The sequence below is a fragment of the Ketobacter sp. genome (genome assembly GCF_003671495.1).
In the GTDB taxonomy this organism is placed as follows: Bacteria; Pseudomonadota; Gammaproteobacteria; order Pseudomonadales; family Ketobacteraceae; genus Ketobacter.
In genome coordinates this window covers 1-20,217 of the sequence record NZ_RCHN01000011.1, presented here as the reverse complement: position 1 = coordinate 20,217, position 20,217 = coordinate 1, and the positions used below count along the sequence as shown (strand labels likewise).

Here is a 20,217-nt window from a genome sequence, read left to right as displayed (position 1 = left end):
CGCCATGGATACCCTGAATTTTATTACCCAACTGGAACGCAACCTGAAAGCCCACATCCGCCTCAACCCCGACCCACAACAGAACGCCAACTGGAATCTGGAAATCCAACTGTTTTACCAGGGTCATCCAGCCGGACGCACCAGCTTTAATCTGCACGGTTATTCCCAGGCGGAAGCCGAAAACATCGCCCGCACGGTGAAGGACAATCATTTTATGATGCGGGAGATCGATGAATACCTGTGGGGCGAAAGTGATTGAGTCCGGTGGCTGTGACGCTAATTTGACATCACCAGACTCTTGAAAATGCGATTGGCCAGGCGCAGGTGTTCCGCCAACACCGGTTCGGCGTCGTAGTCCTCCCCCAACAGCTGCATCTGCATACCCCGGGTGGAAAAGATTCCCAGGATCAGGTTGGTGCAGGTGATCATGTTGGCCACCACCTGGGTTTTGTTGATCCTTGACCTCTCCATACCGGTTTTCTCAGGCCCTGGTGTCTGCGACCGGGCACTGCCTGTCAGCGCGCCGTCCGGCAGACCTTCCATAAAGCGCTGCGACTGCGCCACAAACTGTTGCTGCCATTGCAGCACCTGCGGGCTGATGCGCGCCGGCGGACTGGTGAACTCCCGATGCAGGATCTGGGCACTGTACGGGTGGCGGGCGTGCAACTGCACCAGCCTGGCAGGCATGTCGAACAGGGTTTTTACGGTCAGTTCCGAGCGGTTCCAGTCCTGCAGCAGATCACTGAACGGGATCAGGGCCCGATCAATGACCGCCGTGTAAATGGCGTCCTTGCCGGCAAAATGGGTGTACAGGCTGGGTTCACGAATGCCCACCAACGCTGCGATTTCCCGCAGGGTGGTGCCTTCAAAAGCCAGTTCCGCAAACAGTTGCTCTGCCGCGTCCAGAATCCGTTCCCGGGTTACCTCCCCTTTACTGCGGACGGCGTCCACGGCTGCATTCATATCCACTCCTCTTATCGACAATCCATTTTATAATCATTTTGCAATATATATTGCATTTATACGGATCATACTTTACCGTTCAGAAAAAAACTAATAATTGATAGGAAGAATCATGGCTTCCGCACACAGCAATTCTCCATCCCATACTCAACTTCAGGCTGCACAGCCCCTGCAGGACAAAGTGGCCCTGATCACCGGTGCCGGTCAGGGCGTCGGCCAGGGGATTGCCCTGGCGCTGGCCGAGCAGGGTGCGCGCATCGCCGTGGCCGGACGCACACCGGACAAGCTCCAGCACACCTGCGACCTGATCCGGGAACGGGGTGGCGAGGCGCTGGCCCTGACCTGCAACGTACTGGAGGCAGCGCAACTGGAACCGCTGGTGCAGCGGGTGTTGGACGGGTTCGGCCGGCTCGACATCCTGGTGAACAACGCCCAGGAAATGTGCCTGGGCAACCTGTTGGAGTTAAGTGACGAACAACTGGAGCGGGGCTGGCAGTCGGGCCCCATGGCCACCTTACGACTGATGAAGCTCTGTTATCCCCACCTGAAAAACGGTGGCTGCATTGTCAACCTGGCGTCCACTGCCGCCAAACGCTGGGACAGTTCCGGCTATGGCGGTTACGCTGCCGTGAAAGAGGCCATTCGCGCCCTCACCCACAGCGCCGCCTGCGAATGGGCCAAAGACGGCATCCGCAGCAATGTGATCCTGCCCCTGGCGGCCTCCCCCGGCCTGCAATGGTGGATGGACAACAACCCGGCGGAATCCCAGGCCTTTATCCGCTCCCTGCCCATGCAGCGGGTGGGCGATTGCGAGCAGGACATCGGCCGTTTTGTGGCCCTGCTGTGCAGCGACCAGTGCGCCTACATCAATGGCCAAAGCATTGCCATCGACGGTGGCCAGGCCTATATGGGATAGCGGTGAAGCCTGATGAAACTTGCCATCCGCCTGTTGAATCGATTCCGTCAGATCACCCTGTGGTGGCGCCAGCTGCGGGGGATCAGCGCCGCCTCTGTGGCCGAGCAACGCATCCTCTCCGGGCAGAGCTGGGAAGACTTCTGTGACACCCTGAAAGCCGCCGGTGCTGCCCTCAGTTTTCCCGGCACACCGCAGGATGCATTCAACCAGGCGGAGGGCTATCGCTACCTGACCCGCCTGACCCGCGCCGGCCTGATGGCGTTTCTGGAACACGCAGACCCCAAAGCCCCTGTGTTGCATCGTGTGGTGCACGAGACCGTCAAAATGGGGGCGGACAACCCGGACAATTTCTACCAGACCGCCTGCATCAGCGGGGCCTACGACTATCGCATCCGCGGCCGCCGCAACAGCGTGAAGTACCTGGGCTTCGGCACCCAGATCGGCCACTACGGCCAGGGCGGCGGCATGCCCCCTTCCGGTTACCTGGAAGCATCGCTACTGGAAATCGACGCCGACGGCAACTTTGACATCATCGTCAGTTGCCGGCCGCATCCGAAAAACTGGCTGCCCATGCACGCGGACAGCGGCAACCTGATCGTGCGGCAAACCTTTCTGGACCGGGAGCGGGAAATTCCCGCCGAGCTGCACATCGAGCGGATCTGCGCCGACGGCGAGCACTCGGGGCCTTCCCCCCTGACGCCCCAGCAAGTGGACGCAGGCCTGAAATCCACCAGCACCCTGGTGGCCGGTGCCGCCTTGTTGTTTGCCAAGTGGGCGCGGGATTTCCAGCAGCACAGCAATCAGTTGCCCCAGTTCGACCCGGCAACCTCCACCGCCGCCGGCGGTGATCCCAACATCATCTATTACCACAGCCACTGGGCCCTGGCGCCGGATCAGGTGCTGCTGATTGAGGTCACACCGCCGCCCTGTGAACACTGGAATTTCCAGCTCAACAATTACTGGATGGAATCCCTGGATTACACCCATTACCGCATTCACACCAACAAACATCTTGCCCATTACGAAACGGACGGATCGGTGCGCATTGTGGTGGCCCACCAGGACCCCGGCCTGCCCAACTGGATCAACACCACCGGACATGAGAGCGGCACCATGTGCTTTCGCTGGATTCGGGCCCAGCACCACCCGCAACCGCGCACACAGGTGCTGAGCCTGCACCAGCTGCACGCCCTGACACAGCAACAAAAACAACAACAAAAGACCACAACAGCATGAGTACCGATCATGGGGAAATCCACACTGCAGACCGGCAACCGCTACGATAAACCTTATCGTCCGTTGCCCGTTGCCCTCTTCAACCGGGCCGGCCGGGCGGCGCAAAAACTGGGCTGGGGGCACGACTTGAATTGCCGGCAACTGATCGCCGCGGCCCGGCAGAAAACCGGGCTCACGGATTTTGGCGATGAGTGGTTCCTGGAACCGTTACAGGTATTGGTGGATTCCATCAACCAGGAGGCGCAACTCACCCCGCTGGGCCGACTGATTCAGAAAAACCGGTTGGAAAGCGCGCTGGCAGTGCGCCTGCGGGTGCAGCAATTACTCAAAGAGCAGCCGCAGATTCTGCAGCTGGATCTGGGCAAAATCATCATTATTGCCGGCCTGCAACGCACCGGCACCACCACCCTGCACCGCCTGCTGGCCGCCGATCCCAATATGCGCGCCCTGCTGTCCTGGGAGGCCCTGAACCCCCTGCCGTTGCCCAAGGAGCCATCCGGCAATCCCAAAAAACGCATTGCCATGGCCCGCACCGCCGAGAAAGGGCTGGCGTATCTGGCACCGGAGTTTTTTGCCATTCATCCGGTGGAGCACGATGCCCCGGAAGAGGACGTACTGTTGCTGGACCTGTGCTTTATGAGCCAGTCCCCGGAGGCCACACTGCATGTCCCCACCTACGCCCGCTGGCTGGAACAGCAGGATCACACCCGCGCCTATGAATACCTGCGCACGTTGCTGAAGATCCTCACCTGGCAACGCCCGGCCCAAAACTGGGTGCTGAAAACGCCCCATCACATGGAATACCTGGATGTCATCCTCAAGGTCTTCCCCGAAGCCAGCATCGTGCAAACTCACCGCGACCCGCAAAAAACCACCGGTTCCTTCTGCAGCATGGTGTCCCATGGCCGCGGCGTGTTCAGCGATCAGGTGGATGCTCACGAAGTCGCGCGCCACTGGTTACGCAAAGTGAACCGACTGATGCAATTGTCCATCAACGTGCGCGAGCAATACGGCGAGGAACGTTTTATCGACGTGTCCTATTACGATCTGCTGCAGGACCCTGTCGCCCAGGTGGAACGCATTTACCGGTTTGCGGGTCTTGCGTTTGATCAGGCCATTGCCACTGCGGCCAAGCACACCAGCCAGCGCAATGTGCAGCACCGTTACGGCAAACATGTGTATCGCCTGGCGGACTTTGGTCTGACCCGGGATGACATCGAACGGGAATACGCCTTTTATCGCCGCCGCTATGGAATCCCCTATGAAAATGAATAACGTCGGTCACAAAGGTGTGGTGTCCGCGGTGGTCACCGGCCTGCTGGATCTGTTCAGCCGCCAGGATCAGCTGCCACCCCTGGACCCGGGGCTGCGCCTGGACGGTAAAGTGGCTCTGGTCACCGGCGCCAACAGTGGTCTGGGCAAGGCCGTCGCCATTGACCTGGCGCGACGCGGTGCGCACCTGCTGATGGTGTGCCGGAGCGGCATTCCCGACGCCGGTGAAGCGGTCAAACAGGCCTCCGGCAACCCCAATGTGGAAATGCTGCAGGCCGACCTCTCAGACCTTGCTTCAGTGGCGCAACTTTGTGACCGGATGCAGGCCCGCAACATCCGTCTGGACATCGCCGTCATGAACGCGGGCCTGATGCCGTTGCACGCCCGCCGCACCCCCCAGGGTCACGAAGTGATGTTCGCTGTGCACTTTCTGGCAAACCGTTTACTGATGGCACGCTGGCTCGAAGACGGCGTGATTCCGCGCGCGGCGAATCGCACTCCATCCGCATTGCCCCGGGTGGTGTTTGTCTCTTCAGAGGCGCACCAGTCATCGCCCCCCATTGATTTCAACCGGTTTGCGGCATTCCAGGATTACGGCATCAAGCACGGCATGAAATTTTACGGGCTGAGCAAACTGCACCTCACCACCTTCGTGCAGGAACTGGAGCGGCGCGTCAATGGCAACGGCCCACCACAGGTTCTGTTCCACAGCCTGTGCCCGGGCCCCATCGCTTCCAATATCGCCCGCGAATCACCGGTTTATATCAAACCGATTTTGTCCCCCATCATGAAGCTGTTGTTCCGGTCACCGGAACAGGCGGCCGAGCCGGTCATGTTGCTGGCCTGTTCACCGGACATGACCGAACACAGCAATGTTTACCTGCATATGATGAAAGCAAAACAGCCATCCCCCTTGGCGCTGGATGCCCTGAATGGAAAACAGTTGTGGGAATGCAGCGCCCCGTTAATCCAACCCTATCTCACTGCAAACCGGAGGGAAACGGAATGCCTATGAACGACGTTCGAATCGCCATCACCAGCGTGTTACGACGGATTTTCAGCAAGCCTCCCATGGCGACGCCGGTGGACCTGCACCATAAAACCGTCATCGTCACCGGCACCTCACCCGGTTCCATCGGCTATGAGACGGCCAAGACCCTGGCCGCCTGGGGCGCCCGTGTCATCGTCACCACCCGCAGCAAAACCGATGCCTGCGTACAGCAATTACGGGCCGAGCTGCAGGCGGATGGTTTCCCCTGTGCGGTAGAGGGCCACCCGCTGGATCTGACCCACGCCGAGTCGGTGGAAACCTTTGTGCGCTGGTATCACAACAGCATCGACGCGCCGCTGCACATCCTGCTCAACAATGCCGGCGTGCACTCCGACATCCTGGGTAGCTGGACGGAGCCTCACCTGTCCGACGACGGCTTTGAAATCCATTGGCGCACCAACTACATGGGGGCCATGCACCTGACCCATCGCCTGCTGGATCGTCTGCAGCAGGCGGGCACCCCAATGGAGCCCGCCCGGGTGGTGTTCGTCGCCTCCCACCTGCATCAAAAAGGCCTCAACAGCGAGCTGTTTCATCCCAGCCGGCCTTACAGTTCCTGGCTCATCTACGGGCAATCCAAGCTGGGACTGGTGCACGGCGCCTTTGAACTGCAACGTCGTTATGCCGCCCACAATGTGCAGAGCTATGTTCTGCATCCCGGCTCCATCGCCACCAACATCGCCATCAAAGGACTGGAAACCAATAAGCGCATGCAAAAATTACTGCAGATCGTGAATCCCCTGCAGATGCTGTTTATGCTGAGCCCGTTGCAAGGGGCGCAAACCCAGATCTACTGTGCCACCCAACCGGGCCTGCAGGGGGGCCGGTACTTTGATCGCTGCGCAGTGGCCACCGCCAGCCCGGAAGCCGACAACCGGGTCGTGGCACAACGCCTGTGGGAGGAAACCCAGCAATGGATTGACGGGCTGCCAACACAGCCATCGGCACAACACCTTGCCACACCACCCAGCGCAACCCATTCCGGCGCCACCAGCCAGACAGCAGCGGGCACCGCCTGATGCTGGAGTTCACGGTGTATTCCGAGCGGGTGGAAATCCATGCCCCACAGACCACCGTGTGGAATATTCTGCTGGACGTCGACCGCTATCCGGAATGGAACCCGTTTACAGAAAAAGTCGTCACCCGTTTCGAGCTGGGCAGTCCGGTGGAATTGCATGTCAACCTGCCGGGGCGGGGCAAACGCCTGCAACGGGAATTCATCACCGGGGTGCACCCGCCCCACAAACTGGGTTGGGGCATGCACATGCTGCACGAGCGCCTGTTGCGGGCACGCCGCTGGCAAACCGTCGAAGCCCTGGGTGCAGACCGCTGCTGTTATCACACCGAAGATCACCTGAGTGGACTGCTCACTCCCCTGGTGCGCTGGCTGTATTTTCACTCCATGCAGGAGGGTTTCAACAACATGGCCTATGCCCTCAAGCAACGGGCAGAACAGGAGACGGCCCATGCCTGACAACCATCATCATAACCATAACCCACGCCACGCCCAGCCGGACTGGCCGCAACGGATGCAACGGCTGGAAGATATCGAAGCCATCCGCCAGTTGAAAGCCGCGTACCTGCATCATTGTGATCGCAAAAACGTGGACGCCATCGGCCAGTGTTTCGCCACACACGACGTGCTCATCGATTACGGTGCCCTGGGCGTCTTTACCCGGCGGGAGGATTTTCTCGCGCTGTACCGACAACTGGCCTGCCACGATCACATCATCGACATGCACCACGGCCAGAACGGTCAGATCCAGTGGCATTCACCGCAGCAGGCCAGCGCCACCTGGGATCTGTACTTTCACCAGATCAATACCCAGGCCAACACCCTTACCCAACTGGCCGGCTACTACCAGGATCGGTACATAAAACAAGCCGATCACTGGCGCATTCAACAGACCCTGTTCCGCGCCACCTCCACCTGCGTAGTCCAAATGGACGATAGCCGTCTCCAACTGCTGTTTGCAGGAGTCCAGGCACCGGCGCTTTAAAGCTGTTTATTTTCAGCCGGTTACCTGATACCAGGGGTTCAGGCTGCGGAATTCCTGAACAATCCGCCCAACGGGGCAAGACAGGCCGATGCCGCGGCCTATTGATGTGCGGCGCGAATGGGTATACGGTGTAAACCTTAGAGTTACAAAAAGCCAAGACAAGACAAAAACAACGAGAAATACTGTAGGAGAGGAATCCATGTACATTGGCAAAACCCTACCCGAGCGCCCCATTCCGTTTGAGCAATTCGATCCTGACTACCTGGCGAATTATGTCCGCGACAACATCCTGCCCAAGTGCGTTACCGAGCGTCAGAAACTGATCTGCCAGAACTTTGTGGATCACGCCTCCGCTGAGTGCAAAGGGGATTTCGAGACGCTGATGGCGTCCTGCTCCCGCCGCCGCCAGGACTATCGCCGCTGGGGTAAAGGCGACGACGGCCTGATGGAAGGCATCCAGCCCCAGTCCTACGACGAGCTGTGCGTATTCTATGGCAACCTGGTCACCTTCAACTTGTTCGTGATCCACCTGGAGCTGGAAAAGTTCATCGTCGGTGAAGACACCCTGGTGCTGGAAGGCAACGTGCACCAGATGTATCCCGGCGCCATGTTGCCAGTGGCCTTTGGCATTGAGCCGGATGACGAAGACGCCGTGTACATGCTCACCATCCGCATGGCCCTGTTCTTTATCTTCGACGAAGACGGCATGGGTTGCGGCGAACAATCCTACACCAATGGCGATCCTACCGAAGCCAGCTTTGTGAAAGTACCCAACGAATTCGTACCACAGCGTTTCTGGGACAACATGAAAAAACAACAGGAACTGCAGGACGCCGACGACTGATCCCGGCGTACGCCCACACCACCGCCGGAGCCGGTCTCCGGCGGCGTTGATACTCCCGCAACGCATCCAGGATACGGAGAATCACGATGACGGCCACCACCAATAAACCACAATTGCCCCCCGGCCCCAAAGACATGAAAGTGAAGCAGGCCATGAACATGGGATACGGCCTGTGGGATTATCTGAAACAACAGCAGCAGGCATTCGGTGACTATTTTACCCTGCGTTTGCCGGGCCAGGGCCCCATGGTGATCCTCAGCGACCCGCAAGCCATCAAGGATGTTTTCTCCCTCAAGCCGGAACAGTACGACGCCTCCAAAACCCAACTGCCCATGGATGTGGGCGAAGACAACACGGTGTTCCTGAATCAGAAAGCCCATCAGGATTCCCGCAAGATGATCATCCCGCCCTTGAATACAAACCGACTGAAAGACCGTGCCGGGGTGATGCATGAAATCGTCACCGAGCACATCAATTCCTGGATGGTGGGGGATGAGTTCAACATCCCCAGACTGGTGGGCGACATCACCCTGGACGTGATCTGCTACACCGTATTCAATCTGCGGCAGGGCGATCGCAAAGACAACTACAAGCGCCTGATGCTGGGCTGGCTGTTATCCGCCTGCAGCGATGCCAACTTTGCCATCGGGTCCATGATCGGGGCCAAACGCTACCGAGGCATGCTCAACAAACAATACCTGAAGCGCACCCAACAGCGTGATTTTGGTAATGGCGAAAAAGGGTTGTTCCCCTGGAAGCAGGCCATCGACCTGAAAGTACAACTGGCTGACCTGATCCGGCAGGATATCCGCGCCATTCGCAAACGCATGGACGCCAATGAATCCCACATGTTATCCATTGTGGCCCGCGCCACCGATGAAGACGGCAACCTGCTGGCGGAAGAGCGGGTGATTTCGGAAACCGTGGGGCTGCTCATCGGCGGCCACGAAACCAGTGCCGCCACTTCTGCCTGGTTTATGCTGTGGCTGCTGAAAAAGCCCGATGTTTTACAGAAAATCCGCCAGGAAGTGCAAGCCAGCATCGCCACCGAAGGCCATTTCGATCCTTTGAAAATAGCCGAGCTGCCCTACCTCACCGCCTGCCTTAACGAATCCCAGCGGCTCACCCCGTCCGCCGTGGGTACCGTGCGCTGGCTGACCCAGGACACCCGCATTGGCGACGCTTTCATTCCAGCAGGCGCCTGCGTATTCCCCTGTATTTACCTCACCCAGCGCAATCGCCGTGTCTATGGCGAAGATGCTGAGGAATACCGGCCGGAGCGTTGGCTGGAAGGAAACAAATTTGGCCCCAACGAATACTTTCCTTTCGGTGGCGGTCGGCGGGCCTGCGTGGGCATGAATCAGGCACGCCAGCAATTGCGCATCATCTTTGCGGAGTTCGCGCGCCGGGTGACCTTTGATTCCGTGCACGCCCATACCGACCAATGGCCCACGCCCCGCCAAATCGGTGGCCAGACAGAACCGGAAGCGGGCGTTATCGTACGGGTCACCGGGATTCGCCCGCACAATGCCGACTATCCCCATGCCCGCACCGAGCCCAAACTCGCGCAACCCGCCTATTAAAACGGCCAACGCCGCAAAAACTGCCAACTCTTCGCGCTTTCTTGGGAACAACGGTTGCAACTGAATGCAGCAGCCCCTATAACAGGGGCTCGTCGCATCAATGTTGCTTTAGTAATCAATTAATGCATGGAAGGCTTGAGAGTTAACCCCGCGACACCCCACTCCATTGCCTGATAAAAAACAAAAAAAGCATTGGCGTTAAAGGTTCACTATGAAGTCCGGCTCACACAATTCGATCCTCAACTGGATTCCCCGCATCATGTTCCTGTTCGCACTGGTGTTCATCAGTGTGATTTATGGCATGTATGCGTCCCTAAACCGCACCTTTCCCTATTACACCCTGATCGAAGCGGCGGAATCCCTGCGTTATCTCATGCCGGAAAACAAATCCCTGTATTGGTTCTACATCCAATCCCCGCAAACCGAGACCATCACCGTTAAACAGGTCGAACGCATGGCTCCGGGGCTGACCAAAACCGTGACCGTGGAGGGCGACCACACCCTGGCCGTAACCGTCATCGATGCGGATGCCAACCCGGTGCAGAGCTGGTCCATCCAGTGGTGGGATATCTGGCCTGAGCCACCGGCCTACCTGTACTGGATTGAAATTCCGAAGGACCGCCCCGGTACCCACATTCACGGCGCGGAGATTCTGTCCAACGGGGATCTGGTGTTTAACTTTGAACACCTGGGCCTGGTGCGGCTGGATGCCTGTGGCAACGTGGTGTGGCGCCTGCCCTATCGCACCCACCATTCCGTTTTTATCGACGACGATGAAACGATCTGGGTCTCGGCCCAGCGCAACCACACCCAGCCAGACCCGGATTTACCATTGTATAAACCGAATTTTGTCGAACCCATGATCCTGCAGGTGGCCGCCGATGGCCAGATACTGCAGGAAAAGTCCGTATTTGACCTGCTGCGGGACAACAACCTGGACGGCGCCCTGTACCAGACCAGCCTGGATAACTGGTATCCCTACAGCCAGGGTGACACCCTGCACCTGAACGATGTGGAAGTGTTCAGCCGTGATCTGCAGCCAGGGCATTTTGTGGCAGGCGACATCATGATATCCCTGCGCAACACCAACACGGTGCTGGTATTCGACCGACATTGGCAACTGAAATACAGCCTGAGCAACGAATTTGTGCGCCAGCACGATCCGGATTTTCTCGATGGCAATCGCATTTCTGTGTTCGACAATCACAACACATCACGACGCGAAGACGGAGACCACCCTGCCAGCCGCATCCTGGTGAAGGACGTCAGCACGAACCTCACCACCATCCCCTACCAAGGGACGAAGCAACAACTTTTTTTCACCAATATAATGGGCAAACATCAATGGTTGGACAACGGTAACCTGTTGATTTCCGAAAGCCGACTGGGACGTGCCCTGGAAGTGGATCGCAACGGTGAGATCGTCTGGGAGATGTATAACGTTGTCGAACCGGGCTGGCTTGGTATCATGGAGGAAGTTGAGCGCCTGCCGCCGGAAATGAATGGGGATTTTTTCGGCCGGGCACGCCAGCAATGCGAAGCCTCTTAGGCCGTCTCGATTCGTCGTTCACCATCATGCAACTCAGCAACATGAAATGAAGGAACACGCAACACTGAACCTGTTTAGATAAGCAGTTTGAAGTATTAAGCGGGGAAATACACAAAAGTACTTCGACCAAGGAGTTCAATAATATGAAAATTCAAAATCTGATCCCAATGATTCTATTGGCCGCCATCCCTTCACTGGCGAGCGCTTACGTCGGCCCAGGCGCCGGATTATCCGCTATCGGTTCGCTGTTGGCGTTGTTACTGGCCGTATTCGTCGCCTTTGTGGGCTTCTTCTGGTATCCCATCAAGCGCCTCATCGGTGGTCGCCGCAGCCCCGGCATTGAAGACGACGCAGTGATCGATGGCAACGATCAGGCGGAAACCCACACCCGCAACGGCTAATGTTGAGCTGGGTACTCGCCCTGTTATTGTTGGGCACCTTTATTTATCTGCTGACCCTGTTCCGGGTGGTGGCGGTAAGTCGCGAGGTCATGTCCCTCTCCCGCCAGGTGATGACCACGCTGAACAGCCGTGAGCTCAGCGACCTGGAAAAGGAAAAGGCCATGCAGGCTTTTTCTGTGCGCCTGTTCAAGGCGTTCCTGCTGATCATCGTGGGCAGTGGTCTGGCGTTACTGATTCCGGTGGCGGTGATCTGGGGGTTGGATCGTCTGCAGTGGGTGTCGCTGCAGGCCGTGGTCACCACGTCACTCAGCTGGCCGTTTCTGATGCTGAGCCTGGTGGTTGGCTGCGCGGCCTTTTACCTGCTGCGCCAACGGGCACGCTAGTGGATTCCAGCTCCGACTACTCCGCGTTGGATCGCTGGGTTCACAACATTGCGTTTGCCAGTCGCGGTGCCCAGGTGGCGCTGTCTGACCTTGAAGACAAACTGTTCGCCGGCGCCCTGCAGCCCATCACCCCAGAACGCCCCGTGTTCGTCACCGGCCTGCCCAGAGCGGGCACCACGCTGCTACTGGAAATGCTGGAAGCCAGCGGCGAGTTCGGTGTCCACACTTACCGCGACATGCCTCTGCTGCTCACCCCCCTGCTGTGGTCGAGGCTGTCCCGCTGGTTTCGCCGTGAAGCCACAATGAAGGAACGCGCCCACGGCGACGGCATGCTGGTGAGCGAGGAAAGCCCCGAAGCCTTTGAGGAAACCCTGTGGGCGGAGTTCTGGCCCAAACAATATCAGGCGCACTGGGTGGAACCCTGGGACCCACGCTTCACTCACCCCGAGTTCGAGCAGTTTTTTCGCCGCCACATCCGCAAGATTCTGCTGCTGCGCGCCACCGCCGAACGCCAGCCCCGCCGCTACCTGTCGAAAAACAACATGAACATTGCCCGCCTGCCCTATCTGGTGAAGCGTTTTCCCGATGCCCAGGTACTGGTGCCCTTCCGCCAACCATTGCAGCACGCGGCGTCCCTGCTGCGACAGCACCTGGGCTTCCTGCAACTGCATCAGAGCGACCCTTTTGCCCGCCGTTACATGCGCGGCATCGGGCACTATGATTTCGGCGCCAACCTCAAACCCATCAATTTTGGCAACTGGATGCAGCCCCAATCCCTGGATCACGCCGACAGCCTCAGCTTCTGGCTGCAATACTGGTGTGCCACCTACCGCACCCTGCTCAGCCAGCTCGAACCCCGCATCCGCCTGTTCAGCTTTGACCACTTTTGCAAAGCCCCCCACCACAGCCTGACCACCCTGGGGGCACTGTTGGAGTTGGAGCAACCCGCCGCACTTTTGGCCCAGGCTGAGCGGGTAAGCCCACCCAAAGCCCACGCCCCGGCCGGCACCGCCATCGACCCGGACCTGCTGGCGGAAGCACAGCAGCTCTACACCGAACTCTGCCGGCAGGCCCACAACGGGTAGCCAATTCCCGGTTCGCTGTATCCTTGACGACCAACCTCTGCGCGTTGACAAAATTCCAACAAAACGACGTCTATTGATACGACTTAGGCTAACCCTCTGTAATTACAGAGCCCGACAGCCGGATCACCCCATTTCACCCCGCTTTTGATTGATCAATAAGCCACCAGAAAATTGACAACACATATTGTCAAAAATATTATTAATGTCTGAAAATCAGGATAAACCACTGAGATTAAAACCAAAAAAGCATCCTGAGTCACAACAAATCGACAACACAAACAACAAAACAAAAGGGAAAGCAGCACCACCGGCGGTGGTAGCAGCGAATCTCTCAAGGGAAGTGCAGTAGCAATGAACAATAATTTCACCAAACCGGCAGCCCTGCTGTTGGGAACATTATTCCTGGGGGGAATGCTGGCGGCCTGTTCCGGCGGCGATGCCACGGAAACCAACTCTGGGTCGGTCCCTGAATCGACACGCGGCGCCGATAGCGGCAACGACGCGCCAACCTCGATTCCCGCCAGCGAGCAAATCATCCTCGACGAGCACTCCACCCCCCTGCTGGAAACCAGCGGCACCATCTATCAGCGCGCCGCCGAGTATCCCAAAGCGGTGAACCTGCCGTTGCAGTTTATCGACACCATCAATGGCAAAAAGCTGGGCGTGCGGGTTACCCTGCCGGCGGATGAAAACGGCAACCCGGCCCCGGGCCCGTTCCCGGTGATTCTTACCCAGTCCGCCTACAACACTAATCTGTTGAGCCTGATGCTGGGCAAGGTACCGGGCAACCTGATGCTGGGCGTTACCGACTCCTTTATTGTGCGTCGCGGTTATGCGCAGGTGGCTGTGGATGTGTACGGCAACGGTGTCTCCAGCGGCGGCTGGGACCTGCTGGGCCCCAATGAGCAGGCCGGCTACATCGACGCAGTGGAGTGGGCGGATTCCCAGCCCTGGTCCAACGGCAAGCTGGGCCTGGCCGGTGTTTCCTATATGGCCATCACCTCCCTGTTCACTGCGCAGCTGCGACCGGAACTGGTGGACGCCGTGTTTGCCAGCCTGCCCCTGGGGGACGCCATGCGCGGCACAGTGGGCATCGGTGGCATGCTCAATGGGCTGTTCATGGCCAAGTGGCTGCAACTGACCCACTTCACCGCCACCCAGAACGTGCCCACCGCCCTGCTGAACCCCAAGCACATGAACCACATTCTGGAAGCCACCGACGATCATGTACTGCAAATGCAGACCTACTTTCTGCCCATGATCAATTCAGCCCTCGACGGTGAACCCACCTATAACTACGAAACCGATTACTGGACGCTGCGGTCCCCCATGACCCACTTCGACAAGATCAAAGCGCCCACCTTCATGCTCGGCGCACTGCATGACCTGTTCCAGCGCGATGAGCCCCTGATGTACGAAATTCTGAAAAACAACAACGTGGACACCCGTCTGGTCATTTATGACGGCAGTCACTTCATCAACTTCGTGGCCACCCACATCGGCAACGAAACCGTGCCGCCGGTGGACCTGTTGTTGCTGCAGTGGTTCGATAAATATCTGAAAGGCCTGGACACCAACATTGAAGCCATGCCCAAGGTAGTGCAGCACGTGAAGAACTACCCCACCGCCAGCACGCCGGAAGCATTCCGCAACGATCACTATGCCACTGCAACCGATTGGCCCCACCCCCTGCTGGAACCGGAACGCTGGTATCTGCGGGAAAATGAAGGCCTGACCCGAACGCCACCCACCGCAGTCGAAACCGGCCCCCAGATGACCCAGCCGGAGCATCCCTATGGCTACGGCTATGATGCCAACGGCCTGCTGGGTATCGAAATTCAACTCAACGATGGGACCAAGTGTTCCCGCAGTTTCGACCAGTGGACTTTGGGCCTGAACCTGCCCAAAGCCTGCTTCAGCAACAGCGACCTGGTACCGCAACAGCGCGTCATTTTTGAATCCGAGCCCATGGCTGAGGATTACTACTTTAATGGTCCGATCCAGGCGGATATCTGGATTGAAAGCACCGTAACCGAAGCCGTTGTGTCAGTGCAGATTGAAGAGGTGTCGGCACGCCAGTCGCTGCCCATCACCAATGGACAATTGGCGGCAACCGGTCGTTTGGTGGATGAATCCCGCTCCCGTTTCATCAACGGTGTCATGATTCAGCCGTATCATTATTTCAAGGAAGAGACCAGCCAGCCGCTGGTGCCAGGGGAAGTGGTGAAAATGCAGGTGGAAGTATTCCCCACCAGCGCCATTATCCGCAAAGGCAACAAGCTGCGGATCTCCATCAGCCCCAGCAATCAGGCGCAGGCGGTACTCAATTATCCGCGCCAGGCCATGGCGGAAGGTGGTGTTACCACCATTCACATCAGTCCGGAATATCCATCCAGCGTGGTGATGCCCATGGTACCCACTTCGGCTCTGGACTGAGGCAATGCAACGAATAACGAACCACCTTAATCTCGCAAACTACTGGAAACCAAAGGAACAAGCATGAAAGCGGAGAAGAACCAACAACAGCCCGAATTCAGCCGTCGTAAATTCCTGGGCGGCGCTGCAGCCACAGCCGCCGCAACCACGCTGTTGCCCGGTTGTAAATTCGTTGCCGGCTCTGGCAGTAATACTATCCCTGAGCCGCCGGAATTTCCCGAAGGCATCGAGCTCTACCAGCAAACGTTCATCAACTGGGCCCGCGAAACCAAGATTTCGGGCGTCTGGTTCACTTCGCCCCGCAATGCAGATGACGTTCTCACCATCGCCAACTGGGCCAAGGATCATGGCTATCGTCTGCGCCCCATGGGCAGCGCTCACGGCTTTGCCCCCACGCTCATTCCCCGCGGTCACAGCGGCGAAAACATATTGATCGTGAACACCCACGAATACATGACCGACATCGTGGTGAACGCCGAGGAGAGCGTCAAATCCGTCAGCTGCGGTGCCGGCGCGTTTATTGAAGACATCTGTGCTGAGCTGGAGAAATTCGATCTCGGCCTGTATCACACCACCGCCCCTGGCGGCGTTTCCATTGCCGGTGTTCTGGCCATGAACGCCCACGGCGCCGCCGTGCCCAAAACCGGCGAAACCCTGCAACCCGGTCATTCCTGGGGCACCCTCAGCAACCTGGTACTGGAAATCACCGCCGTGGCCTGGGACGAAACCCTGGGTGAATATGTACTGCGTACTTACCAGCGCACCGACCCGGCCATCGGCCCCCTGCTCACCAGCCTGGCCCGGGCCTTCATCACTGCGGTCAAAATCCAGGTGGGCCCCAACCTGAAAATCCGCCTGCAAAGCCGGGTGGATCTGACCGCCGCCGAAGTGCTTGCGCTGCCGGAGAACGAAACCGAAAACTCCTTCTCCAACCTGTCGGATCAGTACGGCACCGTGGACATCATTTACTACCCCTTCAACCCGGACAATCTGGTGTGGTTGAAGACCTGGACCGTGACGCCGGAAAAGCCGGACCACGCCCGCGAGGTATTCGAACCCTATCAACTGTCGGAAGGGGTCAGCATGCCGGCCTGGCAGGCGGATATGCTGGGTTCCACCCTGCGCACCTTCCCCCGCATTGTGCCCCAGTTCAACAAGACCTCTGTGGATTCCCTGGTGAGCATGATGGCCAATGAAGACCCGGAGACGCTGATCAACGACCTGTGGGGTTCTGCCTACACCAACACGCTCTATGTGCAGCCCATGACGCCGCGCCTGACGGTGGCCGCCTGGGGCCTGATTGTGTCGCGGGCTAACCTGCAGCGCGCCCTGGCCGAGTGGTATGAGTTTTTCACCGAACTGCTGGCAGACTTCCAGTCCCGTCACGAATACCCTTACGTGGGGCCGGTTGAGATTCGCGCCCACGGCCTGGAGCGCACCGACGAAGTGCTGGTTCCCGGTGCGGTGGAGCCCACCCTGTCCGGCGCCCGTCCGCACCCGGATCACCCGGACAAGGACACCATCATCTGGTTCGCCATCAATAACAACCCGGATCAGCCCCTGGCAGCGGAATTCAACACCCGCCTGGAACAGTGGTTCTACAGCAATTACGCCAGCTATGGTTTGGTGCGTCCGGAATGGACCAAGAGTTACGCCTACACCGCTGACGGCCAGTTTGGCGGCGCCTGGACCAACGACGAAATTCTGCGGGAGGTGTACCCCAACACCTGGACCGAAGGCTATCCGGAGGACAACAACTGGCACACCGCAGCGGCGCAGTTTAATGCCATGGACCCTCACGGGATTTTCAGCAACAGCCACCTGGACAAACTGTTCCCACGGGAGGCCTGATTCGTTCCCGCCGAAACAACCAGGGCCTGCACAATGCAGGCCCTTTTTCGTTTCAGAAGCCGACGCCGTAGGCGGCTTTCAGTTCCCGCATGGTACCCAGCACCACCAACTTCAAGCTTTCCACCAGGGTTTCCTGGGGAATTTTGTAGCCACTCAACATCCACTGCACCGCGGTGGCCGAACAGGCGCCGTTGATGGCCGCCGACATGGCCTCAATGAAATCCGCTGACAGTTTCAGGTCCGGATTGTCCACCTTCAGCATGGTCTCCGCCAGGGACGATTGCGCCCGCACAATACCGTGCAGAATTTCATTGACGCGATCCGAGCCCACCATGCTTTCGATGTAGAGCACCCTGACCATGCGGTCGTCGCGCATCAGGGAGAAATACAACTGTAGACACACGCGGATACGATCTTCCAGAGGTTCCGGCAGGGAGGGTAATTCTGACAGGAAACGTTGGGTCAGAGAGCTGATCTGGCCGTTATACACCGCACAGTACAGGTCTTCCGTGTCGGTGAAGGATTCGTAGAAATAGCGCTCGGTGAGGCCGGCCTCTTTACACAGCTTGCGCACCGTAGCACCACGCATACCGTGACGGCCGAAGATCTCCAGGCCCGCTTCCAGAAAGCGCTCCCGACGCTCATGGACCCGCTCCGATTCACTCTGGCCGGCATAAACCCGTTTCGCTGATTTTTTGGTGGTTGTCGTGGTCATGAGTGAATTTCACTACAAAGCGACTGCGCAGTAAAGCATCAGCATGAGAACCACCGGTCAGGTTGTATTCACCGGCCAGAGTTACGTCGAACTGGCCGGTTTATTCCAGCGGTGGAAAATCAGTAGTCCTGCTGGGCGATGGTGACCTTCATGCCGTCCATGTCATCGGTGAGCGTAATCTGGCAGGAAAGGCGCGAGCTGTCCTTGAAATGTTCGGTGCTGCTCACCAACTGCATTTCGTCTTCACTGGGTGCGTGCAGTTTTTCTTTCCACTCGTCTTCGATATAACAATGGCAGGAAGAGCAGGAACAGACCCCGCCGCAAATCGCCAGAATGTCGTCATAGCCGTTATCCCGCAGAGCCTCCATCAGGGTTTCCCCCGACTTCGCCTCCAGAGAGGTAACATTTCCCGCTAAATCAGTAATCTCTAGTGTTGGCATCTCTCTCTACTCCTGCATTTCTTGTTATCATGTCCCGGTTGCTAGAAAACCCTTTAGGGCATAGGGTCTGAGGCCCCTGTCCCCTCTTGGATGGAGTTAGTATACACAGTATACTAACAACAACAACAGCTATTCATTTTTCAATATTTAAAATAAAGGCAGTCCGAGGGATAACCCAATGAGTGAAGAACAAGTCTGTATCATCATCGGCGCGAGTCACGCCGGTGCCCAATTGGCCAATAGTGTGCGCAAGGAAGGCTGGGAAGGCCGTATTCTGGTGATCGGCGACGAGCCCATCGCCCCCTATCATCGTCCTCCGCTGTCAAAAGCCTTTTTGATGCAAGAGAAAACCGCAGACCAATTGGAGATCTTCAAACCCTCGGTTTACGAAAAAGCCGGCGTTGAATTCAAGCTGAATACCCGCGTCAGCAAGATCGATCGCGCCAACAAGAGCATTACCCTGGACAGCGGTGAGACCCTGCCCTACACCAAACTGGCCCTGTGCACCGGCGCGCGGGTGCGCAAGCTGGACATCCCCGGTGCAGATCTGCCGGGGGTTCACTATCTGCGGGATCTGGCGGATTCCGAAGCCATTCAGGGCAGCGTCAAGGAAGGCGGCAAAGCGGTGATCGTGGGTGGCGGTTACATCGGCCTGGAAACCGCAGCATCCCTGCGCAAGCTGGGTATGGACGTGACCGTACTGGAGATGATGAACCGGGTTCTGGAGCGGGTTACCGCCCCGGCGCTGTCTGAGTACTACACCAAACTGCATGAAAGCCACGGTGTAAAGATCATCACCGACGCCCAGGCCCAGGCCATTCTGGGTGAAGGTCAGGCGCAACAGGTGCAGTGCAACAACAACCTGACCCTGGATGCCGACCTGGTGATCATCGGCATCGGCGTAATTCCCAACACCGAGTTGGCCGCGGAAGCCGGCCTCGAGATCGAAAACGGCATCGTGGTGGATGAATTTGCCTGCACCCAGGACCCGGATATCGTGGCAGCCGGTGACTGTACCTTCCACCCCAACAATCTGTTGGGCTACCGCCTGCGCCTGGAATCCGTGCCCAATGCCATGGAACAGGCCAAAACCGCGGCGGCGTCCATCTGTGGCAATCAGAAGGCCTATCACGCCATGCCCTGGTTCTGGTCCGATCAGTACGACATCAAACTGCAGATCGCAGGCTTCAACAAAGGCTATGATCGCGTGGTGTTGCGGGGCAATCCGGATGACAACCAGTTCGTAGCCTGGTACCTGCAGGGGGATAAGATCCTGGCCGCCGACTGCATCAACAGCCCCAAGGAATTCATGCAAGCCAAGAAGATCCTGGCGCAGCAGCTGTCCATCAGCGCCGACGACCTGGCGGATACCGGCAAGGATCTGGTGCAACTGGTGCAGGCAGCCAGCGAAGCTGCGTAAGCAACAAGCCGCTTTGATCACCAGAACCGAGCGGAACATAAATTATGCATTATATTTGCAAATATAATGCAT

Annotated in this window: 20 protein-coding genes; 17 read left to right on the top strand and 3 right to left on the bottom strand. The window is 58.0% G+C overall.

Annotation, left to right across the window (positions count from 1 at the left end):
- Positions 1 to 4: 4 nt before the first annotated feature.
- Complete coding sequence (locus D9N14_RS04555) at positions 5 to 259, top strand: hypothetical protein (protein WP_290577399.1); 255 nt, start codon at positions 5 to 7, stop codon at positions 257 to 259.
- A 17-nt stretch (positions 260 to 276) separates the two neighbouring features.
- Here D9N14_RS04555 and D9N14_RS04550 read toward each other — a convergent pair whose 3' ends face one another.
- Entirely contained in the window at positions 277 to 963 is a 687-nt protein-coding gene (locus D9N14_RS04550; protein ID WP_290577397.1) for a TetR/AcrR family transcriptional regulator, read from the bottom strand.
- A gap of 112 nt (positions 964 to 1,075) precedes the next feature.
- Here D9N14_RS04550 and D9N14_RS04545 point away from each other — a divergent pair, with 112 nt between their 5' ends.
- From D9N14_RS04545 to D9N14_RS04475, 15 genes are all read left to right on the top strand, one after another.
- A complete protein-coding gene (locus D9N14_RS04545; protein ID WP_290577395.1) occupies positions 1,076 to 1,879 on the top strand; it encodes an SDR family NAD(P)-dependent oxidoreductase in 804 nt (267 codons plus the stop codon).
- A 12-nt stretch (positions 1,880 to 1,891) separates the two neighbouring features.
- Positions 1,892 to 3,115: a DUF1214 domain-containing protein gene (locus D9N14_RS04540; protein WP_290577393.1), complete on the top strand. Its 1,224-nt coding sequence runs from the start codon at positions 1,892 to 1,894 to the stop codon at positions 3,113 to 3,115.
- Positions 3,116 to 3,124: 9 nt separating this feature from the next.
- Positions 3,125 to 4,390, top strand: a complete 1,266-nt coding sequence (locus tag D9N14_RS04535) for a sulfotransferase family protein (protein WP_290577392.1) — start codon at positions 3,125 to 3,127, stop codon at positions 4,388 to 4,390.
- Positions 4,377 to 5,402, top strand: coding sequence for an SDR family NAD(P)-dependent oxidoreductase (locus D9N14_RS04530; RefSeq protein WP_290577390.1), 1,026 nt, complete (start codon positions 4,377 to 4,379; stop codon positions 5,400 to 5,402). Before D9N14_RS04535 ends, D9N14_RS04530 begins: the two co-directional genes overlap by 14 nt.
- The gene (locus D9N14_RS04525) at positions 5,399 to 6,457 is read left to right on the top strand and encodes an SDR family NAD(P)-dependent oxidoreductase (RefSeq protein WP_290577388.1); all 1,059 of its coding nucleotides are present in this window, start codon (positions 5,399 to 5,401) and stop codon (positions 6,455 to 6,457) included. The genes D9N14_RS04530 and D9N14_RS04525 overlap by 4 nt, the downstream gene beginning before the upstream one ends.
- Positions 6,457 to 6,912 carry an SRPBCC domain-containing protein gene (locus tag D9N14_RS04520; protein WP_290577386.1) on the top strand — a complete coding sequence of 152 codons (456 nt, stop codon included), beginning with the start codon at positions 6,457 to 6,459 and terminating at the stop codon, positions 6,910 to 6,912. Before D9N14_RS04525 ends, D9N14_RS04520 begins: the two co-directional genes overlap by 1 nt.
- Positions 6,905 to 7,438 carry a nuclear transport factor 2 family protein gene (locus D9N14_RS04515; protein WP_290577384.1) on the top strand — a complete coding sequence of 178 codons (534 nt, stop codon included), beginning with the start codon at positions 6,905 to 6,907 and terminating at the stop codon, positions 7,436 to 7,438. Before D9N14_RS04520 ends, D9N14_RS04515 begins: the two co-directional genes overlap by 8 nt.
- 199 nt (positions 7,439 to 7,637) lie before the next feature.
- On the top strand, positions 7,638 to 8,282 hold the full coding sequence (locus D9N14_RS04510; RefSeq protein WP_290577382.1) for a hypothetical protein: 645 nt from the start codon (positions 7,638 to 7,640) through the stop codon (positions 8,280 to 8,282).
- Positions 8,283 to 8,368: 86 nt separating this feature from the next.
- Entirely contained in the window at positions 8,369 to 9,865 is a 1,497-nt protein-coding gene (locus D9N14_RS04505; protein WP_290577380.1) for a cytochrome P450, read from the top strand.
- A 211-nt stretch (positions 9,866 to 10,076) separates the two neighbouring features.
- Positions 10,077 to 11,414 (top strand): arylsulfotransferase family protein, encoded by a 1,338-nt coding sequence (locus tag D9N14_RS04500; protein WP_290577378.1) that lies wholly within the window; start codon positions 10,077 to 10,079, stop codon positions 11,412 to 11,414.
- A gap of 143 nt (positions 11,415 to 11,557) precedes the next feature.
- Positions 11,558 to 11,815, top strand: coding sequence for a hypothetical protein (locus D9N14_RS04495; RefSeq protein WP_290577376.1), 258 nt, complete (start codon positions 11,558 to 11,560; stop codon positions 11,813 to 11,815).
- Positions 11,815 to 12,198 (top strand): hypothetical protein, encoded by a 384-nt coding sequence (locus D9N14_RS04490; protein WP_290577374.1) that lies wholly within the window; start codon positions 11,815 to 11,817, stop codon positions 12,196 to 12,198. Before D9N14_RS04495 ends, D9N14_RS04490 begins: the two co-directional genes overlap by 1 nt.
- A complete protein-coding gene (locus D9N14_RS04485; RefSeq protein WP_290577372.1) occupies positions 12,198 to 13,283 on the top strand; it encodes a sulfotransferase in 1,086 nt (361 codons plus the stop codon). The genes D9N14_RS04490 and D9N14_RS04485 overlap by 1 nt, the downstream gene beginning before the upstream one ends.
- Positions 13,284 to 13,634: 351 nt before the next feature.
- A complete protein-coding gene (locus D9N14_RS04480) occupies positions 13,635 to 15,719 on the top strand; it encodes a CocE/NonD family hydrolase (protein ID WP_290577370.1) in 2,085 nt (694 codons plus the stop codon).
- A 63-nt stretch (positions 15,720 to 15,782) separates the two neighbouring features.
- A complete protein-coding gene (locus tag D9N14_RS04475) occupies positions 15,783 to 17,570 on the top strand; it encodes a cholesterol oxidase substrate-binding domain-containing protein (protein ID WP_290577368.1) in 1,788 nt (595 codons plus the stop codon).
- 52 nt (positions 17,571 to 17,622) lie between these two features.
- Here the strand turns inward: D9N14_RS04475 and D9N14_RS04470 are convergent, their stop codons facing one another.
- Both D9N14_RS04470 and D9N14_RS04465 read right to left on the bottom strand, forming a co-directional pair.
- The gene (locus D9N14_RS04470) at positions 17,623 to 18,285 is read right to left on the bottom strand and encodes a TetR/AcrR family transcriptional regulator (RefSeq protein WP_290577367.1); all 663 of its coding nucleotides are present in this window, start codon (positions 18,283 to 18,285) and stop codon (positions 17,623 to 17,625) included.
- Between the two features lie 119 nt (positions 18,286 to 18,404).
- On the bottom strand, positions 18,405 to 18,725 hold the full coding sequence (locus tag D9N14_RS04465; RefSeq protein WP_290577365.1) for a 2Fe-2S iron-sulfur cluster-binding protein: 321 nt from the start codon (positions 18,723 to 18,725) through the stop codon (positions 18,405 to 18,407).
- A gap of 178 nt (positions 18,726 to 18,903) precedes the next feature.
- On the opposite strand from D9N14_RS04465, the gene D9N14_RS04460 reads away from it, so the two are divergent.
- Positions 18,904 to 20,145: an NAD(P)/FAD-dependent oxidoreductase gene (locus D9N14_RS04460; protein ID WP_290577363.1), complete on the top strand. Its 1,242-nt coding sequence runs from the start codon at positions 18,904 to 18,906 to the stop codon at positions 20,143 to 20,145.
- The last annotated feature ends 72 nt before the right edge of the window (positions 20,146 to 20,217 follow it).

Bases quoted from the DNA above. Each gene is read 5' to 3' on its own strand.
- D9N14_RS04465 (WP_290577365.1), bottom strand. From the start codon at position 18,725: ATGCCAACACTAGAGATTACTGATTTAGCGGGAAATGTTACCTCTCTG.
- D9N14_RS04525 (WP_290577388.1), top strand. From the start codon at position 5,399: ATGAACGACGTTCGAATCGCCATCACCAGCGTGTTACGACGGATTTTC.
- D9N14_RS04475 (WP_290577368.1), top strand. From the start codon at position 15,783: ATGAAAGCGGAGAAGAACCAACAACAGCCCGAATTCAGCCGTCGTAAA.
- D9N14_RS04530 (WP_290577390.1), top strand. From the start codon at position 4,377: ATGAAAATGAATAACGTCGGTCACAAAGGTGTGGTGTCCGCGGTGGTC.
- D9N14_RS04490 (WP_290577374.1), top strand. From the start codon at position 11,815: ATGTTGAGCTGGGTACTCGCCCTGTTATTGTTGGGCACCTTTATTTAT.
- D9N14_RS04515 (WP_290577384.1), top strand. From the start codon at position 6,905: ATGCCTGACAACCATCATCATAACCATAACCCACGCCACGCCCAGCCG.
- D9N14_RS04540 (WP_290577393.1), top strand. From the start codon at position 1,892: ATGAAACTTGCCATCCGCCTGTTGAATCGATTCCGTCAGATCACCCTG.
- D9N14_RS04535 (WP_290577392.1), top strand. From the start codon at position 3,125: ATGGGGAAATCCACACTGCAGACCGGCAACCGCTACGATAAACCTTAT.
- D9N14_RS04460 (WP_290577363.1), top strand. From the start codon at position 18,904: ATGAGTGAAGAACAAGTCTGTATCATCATCGGCGCGAGTCACGCCGGT.
- D9N14_RS04500 (WP_290577378.1), top strand. From the start codon at position 10,077: ATGAAGTCCGGCTCACACAATTCGATCCTCAACTGGATTCCCCGCATC.
- D9N14_RS04510 (WP_290577382.1), top strand. From the start codon at position 7,638: ATGTACATTGGCAAAACCCTACCCGAGCGCCCCATTCCGTTTGAGCAA.
- D9N14_RS04550 (WP_290577397.1), bottom strand. From the start codon at position 963: ATGAATGCAGCCGTGGACGCCGTCCGCAGTAAAGGGGAGGTAACCCGG.
- D9N14_RS04505 (WP_290577380.1), top strand. From the start codon at position 8,369: ATGACGGCCACCACCAATAAACCACAATTGCCCCCCGGCCCCAAAGAC.
- D9N14_RS04480 (WP_290577370.1), top strand. From the start codon at position 13,635: ATGAACAATAATTTCACCAAACCGGCAGCCCTGCTGTTGGGAACATTA.
- D9N14_RS04495 (WP_290577376.1), top strand. From the start codon at position 11,558: ATGAAAATTCAAAATCTGATCCCAATGATTCTATTGGCCGCCATCCCT.
- D9N14_RS04555 (WP_290577399.1), top strand. From the start codon at position 5: ATGGATACCCTGAATTTTATTACCCAACTGGAACGCAACCTGAAAGCC.
- D9N14_RS04545 (WP_290577395.1), top strand. From the start codon at position 1,076: ATGGCTTCCGCACACAGCAATTCTCCATCCCATACTCAACTTCAGGCT.
- D9N14_RS04470 (WP_290577367.1), bottom strand. From the start codon at position 18,285: ATGACCACGACAACCACCAAAAAATCAGCGAAACGGGTTTATGCCGGC.
- D9N14_RS04520 (WP_290577386.1), top strand. From the start codon at position 6,457: ATGCTGGAGTTCACGGTGTATTCCGAGCGGGTGGAAATCCATGCCCCA.